Genomic DNA, 11,005 nt, shown 5'->3' on the forward strand with positions numbered 1-11,005 from the left:
GGCCAATCGCATACGAAACCCTTTTAAACAGTGCCCCGGCCGTCAAAATGAGGCGCTTTTCAACAGCCTGCTAGGGCCGTTCCTCACGCCGGAGCGCAGCACGGCACGGCCGGCGCCAGCGCCATCCGCCGACCCGGCGTACAATGCGCGACGCGGCATGACGCCGCGCGAATCACGACGTTCCCCACCATGTTCAATCCGAGTCGCGACGAAGTCCGTCGCTTTTTCACCGAGACCTGGCGCAAGCAGCGCGCCGGCGAGATCCTGACGCCGCTGGAAGCGATGGCCGCCGACTGGATCGTCGAGCACCCCGAATACCACGCCGAACTCGCGGACGCGGACGGCGCGGCCGCGCGCAGCTACACGCCCGAGGAAGGCCGCACGAATCCGTTCCTGCACCTGTCGATGCACCTGGCGATCAGCGAGCAGCTGTCGATCGACCAGCCGCCCGGGATCCGCGCCGCGCACGACAAGCTCGCGGCGAAGTTCGGCTCGACCCACGACGCGCAGCACGCGATCATGGAGTGCCTCGGCGAAACGATCTGGGAAGCGCAGCGCACCAACACGCCGCCCGATACCGACGCATACCTGCAGCGCATCCTGCGCCGCGCGTCGCGCGACTGAACCGCAGCGCAGCGCCCGGCGCGAACAAAAAAATACCCCGCCTCGGCGGGGTACGTCCGCTGCGCGGGCCCACAGGCCCGGCGCGCTTACTTCTTGAACACCAGATCGCCCTTCAGCGACTCGATGTAGGCCGCGATGTCCTTCATGTCGCTGACCGACAGGTTCTGGACCTGCGCCTGCATGATCGCGTTGTTGCGACCGAGCAGCGGGTTCGTCAGGCCCATCTGGTACTGGCGCATCGCCCACACGAGATAGTCGGCGTGCTGGCCCGCGAGGCGCGGATACTCGGCGTTGATCGGCTGGTTCAGCTGCGCGCCGTGGCAGGCCGCGCAGTTGTGCGATTCGACCAGGTCCTTGCCCTTCGCCAGATCGGCCGCGTGCGCGGTGCCGATCGCGAGGCCGGCCGCGACCGCAATCGCCGCCGCCGTCTTGAATGCGTTGTTCATGAATGCTCCTGTCCCGCTGCTGAGATCAGCGGCGCGCGCTTACTTGTAGGGATTGTCCTTCGAGTCGACCTTCTGGGCGGCGTAGTAGGCCGCCAGATCGGCGATGTCCTGGTCCGTCAGCGAGCCGGCGATCGCGTTCATCGACGGGAAGTGACGATCCTTCTTGCGGTAGGACTTCAGCGCGTTCTCGAGGTACTGCTGGTTCTGGCCGCCGAGCACGGGCACCCGGTAGACCTCCGGATACGCTGCGCGGTAATCCTGGATGCCGTGGCAACCGATGCACATGGCGGCCTTGCTCGCCCCGTCCTTCGGGTTGCCGACCACACCGGCCGCCTGCGCGCTGCCCGCGAGCGCCACGAGCGCTGCGACAACGACGTGTTTGCCGACGAATTTGTTCATAGCTCTTGTAACCTAGCTTGAGGGGAAACTGGCGCCGAAGCGGCAACGGCCCGCGCCGTTTTGCTTATCGGATCGCCACGCAGGCCAAAAAAAACGGCCAGATTGTACCGCGCCGGCGGGGAACGCGTCCATATGGGCGCCCCGGTCCGCCCCGCCGCAGCCCCGCAACGATACGCGGGCCACGCCGAACCCGACAGCCCTTCTGACTTATACTGGGATTTTTTCCCGACAGAGAAGAGCGCCGCCATGCGTTTCGAAGGGTCCTCGCACTACGTCGCCACCGACGATCTGAAGCTCGCGGTCAATGCCGCGCTGACGCTGCAACGCCCGCTGCTGATCAAGGGCGAGCCCGGCACCGGCAAGACCATGCTCGCCGAGGAAGTCGCGGCCGCGCTCGACATGCCGCTGCTGCAATGGCACATCAAGTCAACGACCAAGGCGCAGCAGGGCCTGTACGAATACGACGCCGTGTCGCGGCTGCGCGATTCGCAGCTCGGCGACGAGCGCGTGAAGGACATCGCGAACTACATCGTCAAGGGCGTGCTGTGGCAGGCGTTCGACGCCGAGCACCCGAGCGTGCTGCTGATCGACGAGATCGACAAGGCCGACATCGAATTCCCGAACGACCTGCTGCGCGAGCTCGACCGGATGGAATTCCACGTGTACGAGACGCGCGAGACCGTGCGCGCGAAGCACCGCCCGCTCGTCATCATCACGTCGAACAACGAGAAGGAGCTGCCCGACGCGTTCCTGCGCCGCTGCTTCTTCCACTACATCCAGTTCCCCGACCCGGCGACGATGCAGAAGATCGTCGCGGTCCACTTCCCGAACATCCGCGAGGAGCTGCTGCATGCGGCGCTCGAGAGCTTCTTCGAGCTGCGCGGCGTATCGGGGCTGAAGAAGAAGCCGTCGACCTCCGAACTGCTCGACTGGCTCAAGCTGCTGCTCGCCGAGAACATCCCGGCCGACGCGCTGCGCGGCGCCGACGCGAAGCAGATCGTGCCGCCGCTGGCGGGCGCGCTGCTGAAGAACGAACAGGACCTGAGCCTGCTCGAGCGGCTCGTCTACATGAACCGGCACAACCGGTAATCCCTCCCCTCGCAAAGGCCCGGCCATGCTGCTCAATTTCTTCTACGCGCTACGTGCGGCCAAGCTGCCCGTCTCGGTGAAGGAATACCTGACGCTGCTCGAATCGCTGAAGGCCGGGCTGATCGAGCCGTCGATCGACGCGTTCTACTTCCTCGCGCGGATGACGCTCGTCAAGGACGAGCAGTACTTCGACAAGTTCGACCAGGCATTCGGCGCGTACTTCCACGGCGTGTCCGCACTGCCGTCCGATGCGTTCGACGTGCCGCTCGACTGGCTCGAAAAGCGTCTCGAGCGCGAGCTGTCGCCCGAGGAAAAGGCGCAGATCGAAGCGCTGGGCGGCCTCGACAAGCTGATGGAGCGCCTGAAGGAACTGCTCGACGAACAGAAGGAGCGGCACGAAGGCGGCAACAAGTGGATCGGCACCGGCGGCACGTCGCCGTTCGGCCACGGCGGCTACAACCCGGAAGGCATGCGCATCGGCGGCCCGTCGAACGGCAACCGCACCGCGGTGAAGGTATGGGAAGCGCGCGCGTACCGCGACTACGACGATTCGGTCGAGATCGGCACGCGCAACATCAAGGTCGCGCTGCGACGGCTGCGGCGCTTCGCGCGCGAAGGCGCGGCCGAGGAGCTCGACCTGCCCGGCACGATCCGCAGCACCGCCGCGAACGCGGGCTGGCTCGACCTGCGGATGGTGCCCGAGCGCCACAACAACGTGAAGGTGCTGATGCTGCTCGACGTCGGCGGCTCGATGGACGACCACATCAAGCGCACCGAGGAGCTGTTCTCGGCCGCGAAGGCCGAATTCAAGCATCTGGAGTTCTTCTACTTCCACAACTGCGTGTACGACCACCTGTGGAAGAACAACCGCCGCCGCCACGCCGAGCGCACCGCGACCTGGGACGTGCTGCACAAGTTCACGCCCGACTACAAGCTGATCTTCGTCGGCGACGCGACGATGAGCCCGTACGAGGTGCTGCAGCCGGGCGGCTCGGTCGAGTACAACAACGCGGAGGCCGGCGCCGTGTGGCTGCGCCGCCTCGCCGACCAGTTCCCCCATCATGCATGGCTGAATCCCGAGCCCGAGCGGCTATGGGAATACCGGCAGTCGGTCGCGGTCATTCGCGACCTGCTGGGCCAGCGCATGTATCCGCTCACGCTCGCGGGCCTCGAAACCGCGATGCGCGCCCTGAGCAAGTAACGCATCCCAAACCAGCAGATACGAGGCCGCCGTCGAGCGGCCCGCCCCGGAGATAGCATGAATCCTTCGCCCACCGCGAGCGCGGACCGCGCCGGCGGCCGCTTCTTTTCCGACACGTCCGTCTCGGCGCTCGTCGCCGGCTTCGTCGCGATGATGACCGGCTATACGAGCTCGCTCGTGCTGATGTTCCAGGCCGGCCGCGCCGCCCACCTGACCGATGCGCAGATCTCGTCGTGGATCTGGGCGCTGTCGATCGGCATGGCGCTGACGACGATCGGCCTGTCGCTGCGCTTTCGCGCGCCCGTCGTCGTCGCATGGTCGACGCCCGGCGCCGCGCTGCTGATCGCGTCGCTGCCCGGCGTGCCGTATGCGGAAGCGATCGGCGCGTTCGTCGTGTGCGCGGTGCTGCTGACGGCCGTCGGCGTCAGCGGGCTGTTCGACACGCTGATGCGCCGGATTCCGGCCGGCATCGCCGCCGCGCTGCTCGCGGGCATCCTGTTCGAGATCGGCATCGAGATCTTCCGCGCCGCACAGTTCCAGACCGCGCTCGTGCTCGCGATGTTCTTCACGTACCTGATCGTCAAGCGGCTCGCGCCGCGCTATGCGATCGTCACGACGCTGATCGTCGGCACCGCGGTCGCGGGCGGCCTCGGCCTGCTCGACTTCAGCCGCTTCCATATCGCGCTCGCCCATCCCGTGTTCACGATGCCGGCCTTCTCGATCGCGTCGATCGTCAGCATCGGCATTCCGCTGTTCGTCGTCGCGATGGCGTCGCAGAACGTGCCGGGCATCGCAGTGCTGCGCGCGGACGGCTACCAGACGCCGTCGTCGCCGCTGATCGCGACGACCGGCCTCGCATCGCTGCTGCTCGCGCCGTTCGGCTCGCACGGCGTGAACCTCGCGGCGATCACGGCCGCGATCTGCACCGGCCCCGAGGCGCACGAGGATCGCACGAAGCGCTACACGGCCGCCGTGTGGTGCGGCACGTTCTACCTGATCGCGGGGATCTTCGGCGCGACGATCGCCGCGCTGTTCGCGGCGCTGCCGAAGGCGCTGGTCGTGTCGGTCGCCGCGCTCGCGCTGTTCGGCTCGATCATGAGCGGGCTCGCGAACGCGATGCAGGACGTGAAGCAGCGCGAAGCCGCGCTGGTCACGTTCATGGTCACCGCATCGGGCCTCACGCTGCTGTCGATCGGCTCGGCGTTCTGGGGGCTCGTCGCCGGCATCGTCACGCAGGTGATCCTGAACGCGCGCCGCCCCGCATGACGCGGCCGTGCGCGCGGCGGGCAGCGGGCGCCGCGGCGCCGAGCGGCGCGGCAAAGCCGCGGCAAAACGTACTCGACACGAATCGGGCCTAGAATAACGGATCGGACGCGGCGCCCGGCGCCGCTTCGCTTCGCCGCCGCGCGCCGCGCGGCACGTCAGAACCCCGGCGCCCCGCGCCCTCCTTTCGAATCGCCATGACTACCGCACTCGACCAGCTCAAGCAGTACACGACCGTCGTCGCCGACACGGGCGATTTCCAGCAGCTCGCGCAATACCAGCCGCAGGATGCGACCACGAACCCGTCGCTGATCCTGAAGGCCGTGCAGAAAGACGCGTACAAGCCGATCCTCGAGAAAACCGTCCGCGATCATCGCAACGAAAGCAACGACGTCATCATCGACCGCCTGCTGATCGCATTCGGCACCGAGATCCTGAAGCTGATCCCGGGCCGCGTGTCGACCGAAGTCGACGCGCGCCTGTCGTTCGACGCGAAGCGCTCGATCGACAAGGGTCGCGAACTCATCAAGCTGTACGAAGCGGCCGGCATCGGCCGCGAACGCATCCTGATCAAGCTCGCGTCGACCTGGGAAGGCGTCCGCGCGGCCGAGGTGCTACAGAAGGAAGGGATCAAGTGCAACATGACCCTGCTTTTCTCGCTCGTGCAGGCCGCCGCGTGCGCGGAAGCCGGCGCGCAGCTGATCTCGCCGTTCGTCGGCCGCATCTACGACTGGTACAAGAAGCAGGCCGGCGCCGACTGGGACGAGGCGAAGAACGGCGGCGCGAACGATCCGGGCGTGCAGTCGGTGCGCCGCATCTACACGTACTACAAGACCTTCGGCTACCACACCGAAGTGATGGGCGCGAGCTTCCGCACGACCAGCCAGATCACCGAACTCGCCGGCTGCGACCTGCTGACGATCAGTCCCGATTTGCTGCAGAAGCTGCAGGACAGCAACGATGCGGTCGCGCGCAAGCTGTCGCCGGACGCGCTGCAGGACAAGCCGACCGAGCGCGTCGCGATCGACGAGGCGTCGTTCCGCTTCCAGCTGAACGACGATGCGATGGCGACGGAAAAACTCGCCGAAGGCATTCGCGTGTTCGCCGCCGACGCGGTGAAGCTCGAGAAGCTGATCGACGCGCTGCGCTGAAGCGCGCGTCACGTCGGCTGCTGTCGGCAATGCTGGCAACAGCCGTCAGCAGCAGCCTGCAAGCGGCCGCGAACCTTGCGTTCGCGGCCGCTTTTATTTTTCATTCCATCGTCAAGCGCGCGCACTACAATCCACGTCACGGATACGCAGGCCGCTCCCGGCGCGTCCCTTCCCAGTCAACCGTGCATGAACCCGAGCCGGCGCCAGCATGCCGGCCCGGACCACAGGAGACAGCAATGCAAGTCCAACCGTACCTGACCTTCTACGGCCAGGCCGACGAAGCCCTTCGGTTCTATGAAAAGGCACTCGGCGCGAAGACGTTGTTCAAGATGCACTTCAAGGATGCACCGCCGAACGCCGAGCACCCGATCACGCCCGAGATGGCCGACAAGGTGATGCATGCGAGCTTCACGATCGGCGACTCGATGATCATGTGCTCGGACGGCGACTGCAGCCAGCCGGCAGGCGGCAGGCACGCCGGCTATTCGCTGTCGCTGAACCCGGCGACGGTCGAGGAAGGCCAGAAGCTGTTCGACGCGCTCGCCGACGGCGGCGAAGTGACGATGCCGTTCGGCAAGACGTTCTGGGCGCTCGGCTTCGGGATGACCAAGGATCGTTTCGGCGTGCACTGGATGGTCAACGTCGAGGACCTGTCGCAACGCGACGAACTCGCGCAGCACGCACAGGGATAACGCACAGAAACGAAGCCCGCCACGTTGCCGTGGCGGGCTTTTTCATGGGCCGGCCGTGCGGCCCGCGTCAGCTTTCGACCACGTCGAGATAGTCTTCGGGCCGCGTGCGATCTTCCGCATGCGCGATGCCCATCACGCGCACCAGTACGCTCACGACGATCGACACCACGAGGTTCACGATCAGCGACCACACGGCCGCATAGCCGGGGATCGCGAGACCGAACAGGTGGATCGTGAAGATCGAGCCGGCCAGCTTCAGCGAGATCGCCATCCACGTGCCGCACACGATGCCGGCCGCCCAGCCGACCAGCAGGCCGCGATGGTCGAGCACGCGCGTATAGAGGCCGAGCACGATCGCCGGCAGCGTCTGGATGATCCAGATCCCGCCGAGCAGCTGAAGCTGGATCGCATAGGTCAGCGGCAGGCCGAGAATGAATGCGACCGCGCCGACCTTGACGATCAGCGATACGAGCTTCGCGACATGCGTTTCCTGCTCGTGCGACATGTTGCGATTCACGAACTCGCGATGGATGTTGCGCGTGTACAGGTTCGCGGCCGCGATCGACATGATCGCCGCCGGCACCAGCGCGCCGATCCCGATCGCCGCGAATGCAACGCCGACGAACCACGACGGGAAGTAGTTCAGGAACAGCGCAGGCACCGCGAAGTTCGGACCGAACGCCTTGAAGTACGGCGCGTACTGCGGCATGTCCTTCACGCCGGACGCAAGCGCCATGTAGCCGAGCAGCGCGAGCAGGCCGAGCACGAACGAATACGCGGGCAGCATCGCCATGTTGCGGCGGATCGTGTTGCCCGACGACGACGACAGGATCGCCGTGACCGAGTGCGGGTACAGGAACAGCGCGAGCGCCGAGCCGATCGCGAGCGTCGCGTAGGCGCTGTAGCCGTTCAGGTTCGCCGCGTCGGGCGCCTTCAGCAGCAGCTTCGCGGGCGGCACGCTCGCAAAGATGTGACCGAAGCCGCCGAGCTTCGCCGGAATCACGATGATGGCTGCCGCGATCGTGATGTAGATCAGGATGTCCTTGACGATCGCGATCATCGCCGGCGCGCGCAGCCCCGACGTGTACGTGTACGCGGCGAGGATCGCGAACGCGATGATCAGCGGCAGGTCGCCGACGAAGCCCGTCGTGTCGAAGCCGAGCGCGCCGATCACGACCTCGATGCCGACCAGCTGCAGCGCGATGTACGGCATCGTCGCGACGATGCCCGTCACCGCGATCGCGAGCGCGAGCATGCGGCTGCCGTAGCGCGCGTTGACGAAGTCGGCGGCCGTCACGTAGCCGTGCCGCTTCGCGATGCTCCACAGTTTCGGGAACACGACGAATGCGAACGGATAGATCAGGATCGTGTAAGGCAGTGCGAAGAAGCCCATCGCGCCGGCGCCGAACACGAGCGCGGGCACCGCGACGAAGGTGTACGCCGTGTAGAGGTCGCCGCCGAGCAGGAACCACGTGACGATCGTGCCGAAGCGGCGGCCGCCGAGGCCCCATTCGTCGAGATGGGCGAGATCGCCGCGCCGCCAGTTCGCGGCCAGGAAACCGAGGATCGTGACGCCGATGAACAGCAGCACGAAGACGAAGGTTGCGCCGAGATTCATCGCGCACCTCCCTGCGGGCCGCTCGACTTCCACGCGTTCTTCGTCTTGTAATAGACGAAGGCGGTAATCACCGCGCTAATGAAGACCCACAGCAGCTGGTACCAGTAGAAGAACGGAAACCCGAACCATTGCGGTTCGATCTTGCTGTACGACGGCACCCAGACCATCGCGATCAACGGCAGCACCAGCAGCCAGAGCCAGCGCTTGGCGGCCCGGTTGGCGTCGGCATCGTGAGCCATGACGTCTCCTCATCTTTCCCGGTTATCGATCTTGTTGAGCGGGTACGGCGGCGAGAGGAGCGGCGGAACGGGTAGCGGCAGCCCCCCTGGCTTCGCGCCAGTATAGGAGCCGCGCTCATGCGGTCAAGCGGGGGCGAACCCGAGGTGATCCGCCCCTTGTCGTGCGGTTGCACCGGCATGCGGCCGGTGCATGCAGCGTCAGATCGCGAACGACGCGCCGCGGGCGCCGGTCGTTTCTTTCAAAGCTTTCACCCATTTGCGCGCGGGCAGCTTCAGCGTGTCCTCGATCAGCTTCGCGCGCGCGTCGAGCTGTTCGAACGGCACGTCGAGCGCGGGGCCCGAGAACGCGATCGCGATCCGGTTGCCGTCGTGCACTTCGGGCAGTGCGATCACGCGGTGATCGAAGGCGGCGTTCAAGTGCTTCATGTTGCGCACGAAGCTCGGATGGTCGCCGAACAGGTTGATCGTCGCGATGCCTGCGTCGGCGAGACAGCCGCGCACCGCGCGGTAGAACGCGACGCTGTCGAGCACGGGGCCGCGCGCGGTCGCGTCGTACAGGTCGATCTGCAGCGCGCCCGTCGTGCCGCGGTTGGCCGGATCGTTGACGAAGTCCCACGCGTCGGCTTCGTGCACGACCAGGCGCGCATCGTCGGGCGGCAGCGCGAACATCGTGCGCGCCGCGACGATCACGGCCGGGTTCAGCTCGACGGCCTCGACCTTCGCGCGCGGCAGGAAGCGGTGCGCGAACTTCGTCAGCGCGCCGGTGCCGAGGCCGAGCTGGACGATCCGCTCGGGGGTTTCGAGGAACAGCAGCCACGCCATCATCTGCTGCGCGTATTCGAGCTCGATATGCAGCGGCTTCGAGATCCGCATCGCGCCCTGCACCCATTCGGTGCCGAAATGCAGGAAGCGCACGCCGCGCTCTTCGGAGAACGTGACAGGCGCGAAGCGCGGCTTGCGCGGCGCTTCGAGCACGGGCACGTCGTCGTGCTCGTCGAGGTCGCTGCGGCGCTTCACGCGCGGCGGCTGGAGTTTTTCGGAGCCGTTGTACGCGGACGGCTTGCGTTGCTTGAACGCGCGCGCCTCGGCGGACGCGCGCTTGATCAGTCGGGTCATGTGTGAATCTCGCTGGGTGACGCTGGATGAGCGGACGAGAGGATAGCATTGGCGCGTCGCGGCAGCGGGAAAGGCGGTTGCGCGAACGCCGCCGCGCGATCGGCGCCACCCGGCGTTTCCGGCATTTACAGCGCAGTGCCGCGGTACTATAACGAGCTCATAGGGATCCGATCCTCCGTGTGCGTCACGCCGGACCGCAACCACGAACGGGAGCCCGACATGAACAAGCGATTTGCCGCGGCCGTGCTGGCGCTCGCGTGGAGCGGCGCGGCGCCGGCGCAAGACGGCGGCCCCGCGGTCGATGCGCCGACGCTTGCGGTCGGCGACAGCTGGGACTACACGCAACGCGATTTGCTCGACAAAAACCGGACGACGGAAGTCAAGGTGACGGTCACGGCGATTTCCGGCGACGTCGTTTCGGTGTCCGTCATGTCGGGCGACGCTCAGCCGGTCACGAGCCAGACCGACCGGAGCTGGGCCATGTCGACCGAGATCGACGGAGAGCCGTCGACCTACCGCTATCTGGATTTCCCGTTGACGCCCGGCAAGCGCTGGCAAAGCGCGCACGGCTGGCTCAACCGGTCGGGCGATCCGTTCGAAGAGGACATGAACTTTACCGTCGCCGGTCCGGCCAGGGTGACGGTTCCCGCCGGCACCTTCGACGCGATCAGGATCGACGGCCACGGCTCGTGGGAAAAGCTGGACGGGCGCGCGCATGCCGGCGCCACGCTCACGATCTGGTATGCCCCGTCGGTCAAGCGGATCGTCCGCTACGATAGCGTGCGCAACGGGTTCATGAAAAACCATCCGTCGGGCTATTCGCTCGAACTGGAACGCTACAACGTGCAGTGATCCTTTGACAACCGGAGATCGCGTGACCTCGAACGACAGGAAGATCTGGTTTCCCGCGAAGCGCTACGGATGGGGATGGGGTTTGCCGGTCGCGTGGCAGGGATGGGTCGTGCTGCTGGTGTTCGTGCTCGGGATCATCGCGAGCGCATGGCTCGCGCCGCCGAACCGCTCGCCGGTCGCATACGATGCATGCATCGTGGCGCTCGTCGCGCTGCTGACTGCCGTGTGCTGGATCAAGGGGGACCTATCCGTGATTTCGTGGGCGGGGCATATCATGAGGTGTAAAAGCCATGGATATGCCAATGAAGAAGAAAC

Annotated in this window: 13 protein-coding genes; 8 read left to right on the top strand and 5 right to left on the bottom strand. The window is 66.2% G+C overall.

Annotated features, from left to right (window positions below; translation table 11 throughout):
* The first annotated feature begins 189 nt into the window (after nucleotides 1–189).
* Entirely contained in the window at nucleotides 190–624 is a 435-nt protein-coding gene (locus BST28156_RS33955; RefSeq protein WP_060240876.1) for a DUF1841 family protein, read from the top strand.
* A gap of 86 nt (nucleotides 625–710) precedes the next feature.
* On the opposite strand, the gene BST28156_RS33960 is transcribed toward BST28156_RS33955, so the two are convergent.
* A complete protein-coding gene (locus BST28156_RS33960) occupies nucleotides 711–1,070 on the bottom strand; it encodes a c-type cytochrome (RefSeq protein WP_060240877.1) in 360 nt (119 codons plus the stop codon).
* Nucleotides 1,071–1,109: 39 nt separating this feature from the next.
* Nucleotides 1,110–1,469: a c-type cytochrome gene (locus tag BST28156_RS33965; protein ID WP_006398704.1), complete on the bottom strand. Its 360-nt coding sequence runs from the start codon at nucleotides 1,467–1,469 to the stop codon at nucleotides 1,110–1,112.
* 246 nt (nucleotides 1,470–1,715) lie between these two features.
* Between BST28156_RS33965 and BST28156_RS33970 the strand changes: the two genes are divergently transcribed.
* The 5 genes from BST28156_RS33970 (at nucleotide 1,716) to BST28156_RS33990 (ending at nucleotide 6,865) form a co-directional block, all read left to right on the top strand.
* Nucleotides 1,716–2,558, top strand: a complete 843-nt coding sequence (locus BST28156_RS33970; RefSeq protein ID WP_174904532.1) for an AAA family ATPase — start codon at nucleotides 1,716–1,718, stop codon at nucleotides 2,556–2,558.
* A gap of 25 nt (nucleotides 2,559–2,583) precedes the next feature.
* Nucleotides 2,584–3,759: a vWA domain-containing protein gene (locus tag BST28156_RS33975; protein ID WP_174904533.1), complete on the top strand. Its 1,176-nt coding sequence runs from the start codon at nucleotides 2,584–2,586 to the stop codon at nucleotides 3,757–3,759.
* Nucleotides 3,760–3,816: 57 nt separating this feature from the next.
* A complete protein-coding gene (locus tag BST28156_RS33980; RefSeq protein WP_040127909.1) occupies nucleotides 3,817–5,025 on the top strand; it encodes a benzoate/H(+) symporter BenE family transporter in 1,209 nt (402 codons plus the stop codon).
* Between the two features lie 194 nt (nucleotides 5,026–5,219).
* Nucleotides 5,220–6,173 carry a transaldolase gene (gene tal / locus BST28156_RS33985; protein WP_060240881.1) on the top strand — a complete coding sequence of 318 codons (954 nt, stop codon included), beginning with the start codon at nucleotides 5,220–5,222 and terminating at the stop codon, nucleotides 6,171–6,173.
* 236 nt (nucleotides 6,174–6,409) lie between these two features.
* Nucleotides 6,410–6,865, top strand: coding sequence for a VOC family protein (locus BST28156_RS33990; RefSeq protein WP_174904534.1), 456 nt, complete (start codon nucleotides 6,410–6,412; stop codon nucleotides 6,863–6,865).
* Nucleotides 6,866–6,932: 67 nt separating this feature from the next.
* Here the strand turns inward: BST28156_RS33990 and mctP are convergent, their stop codons facing one another.
* From mctP to BST28156_RS34005, 3 genes are all read right to left on the bottom strand, one after another.
* Nucleotides 6,933–8,483 (bottom strand): monocarboxylate uptake permease MctP, encoded by a 1,551-nt coding sequence (gene mctP, locus BST28156_RS33995; protein WP_060240883.1) that lies wholly within the window; start codon nucleotides 8,481–8,483, stop codon nucleotides 6,933–6,935.
* Nucleotides 8,480–8,722: a DUF3311 domain-containing protein gene (locus tag BST28156_RS34000; RefSeq protein ID WP_009688332.1), complete on the bottom strand. Its 243-nt coding sequence runs from the start codon at nucleotides 8,720–8,722 to the stop codon at nucleotides 8,480–8,482. The genes mctP and BST28156_RS34000 overlap by 4 nt, the downstream gene beginning before the upstream one ends.
* Nucleotides 8,723–8,920: 198 nt before the next feature.
* Nucleotides 8,921–9,838, bottom strand: a complete 918-nt coding sequence (locus tag BST28156_RS34005; RefSeq protein WP_060240884.1) for a class I SAM-dependent methyltransferase — start codon at nucleotides 9,836–9,838, stop codon at nucleotides 8,921–8,923.
* A gap of 177 nt (nucleotides 9,839–10,015) precedes the next feature.
* Here BST28156_RS34005 and BST28156_RS34010 point away from each other — a divergent pair, with 177 nt between their 5' ends.
* Nucleotides 10,016–10,690: a hypothetical protein gene (locus BST28156_RS34010; protein ID WP_174904535.1), complete on the top strand. Its 675-nt coding sequence runs from the start codon at nucleotides 10,016–10,018 to the stop codon at nucleotides 10,688–10,690.
* Nucleotides 10,691–10,712: 22 nt separating this feature from the next.
* Nucleotides 10,713–11,005, top strand: a 293-nt coding sequence (locus BST28156_RS34015; RefSeq protein WP_437341311.1) for a hypothetical protein, incomplete at its 3' end; no start/stop codon positions are given.

It is taken from the genome of Burkholderia pseudomultivorans (genome assembly GCF_902499075.1).
Lineage (GTDB): Bacteria > Pseudomonadota > Gammaproteobacteria > Burkholderiales > Burkholderiaceae > Burkholderia > Burkholderia pseudomultivorans.

Bases quoted from the DNA above. Each gene is read 5' to 3' on its own strand.
- BST28156_RS33955 (WP_060240876.1), top strand. From the start codon at position 190: ATGTTCAATCCGAGTCGCGACGAAGTCCGTCGCTTTTTCACCGAGACC.
- BST28156_RS33960 (WP_060240877.1), bottom strand. From the start codon at position 1,070: ATGAACAACGCATTCAAGACGGCGGCGGCGATTGCGGTCGCGGCCGGC.
- BST28156_RS33965 (WP_006398704.1), bottom strand. From the start codon at position 1,469: ATGAACAAATTCGTCGGCAAACACGTCGTTGTCGCAGCGCTCGTGGCG.
- BST28156_RS33970 (WP_174904532.1), top strand. From the start codon at position 1,716: ATGCGTTTCGAAGGGTCCTCGCACTACGTCGCCACCGACGATCTGAAG.
- BST28156_RS33975 (WP_174904533.1), top strand. From the start codon at position 2,584: ATGCTGCTCAATTTCTTCTACGCGCTACGTGCGGCCAAGCTGCCCGTC.
- BST28156_RS33980 (WP_040127909.1), top strand. From the start codon at position 3,817: ATGAATCCTTCGCCCACCGCGAGCGCGGACCGCGCCGGCGGCCGCTTC.
- tal (WP_060240881.1), top strand. From the start codon at position 5,220: ATGACTACCGCACTCGACCAGCTCAAGCAGTACACGACCGTCGTCGCC.
- BST28156_RS33990 (WP_174904534.1), top strand. From the start codon at position 6,410: ATGCAAGTCCAACCGTACCTGACCTTCTACGGCCAGGCCGACGAAGCC.
- mctP (WP_060240883.1), bottom strand. From the start codon at position 8,483: ATGAATCTCGGCGCAACCTTCGTCTTCGTGCTGCTGTTCATCGGCGTC.
- BST28156_RS34000 (WP_009688332.1), bottom strand. From the start codon at position 8,722: ATGGCTCACGATGCCGACGCCAACCGGGCCGCCAAGCGCTGGCTCTGG.
- BST28156_RS34005 (WP_060240884.1), bottom strand. From the start codon at position 9,838: ATGACCCGACTGATCAAGCGCGCGTCCGCCGAGGCGCGCGCGTTCAAG.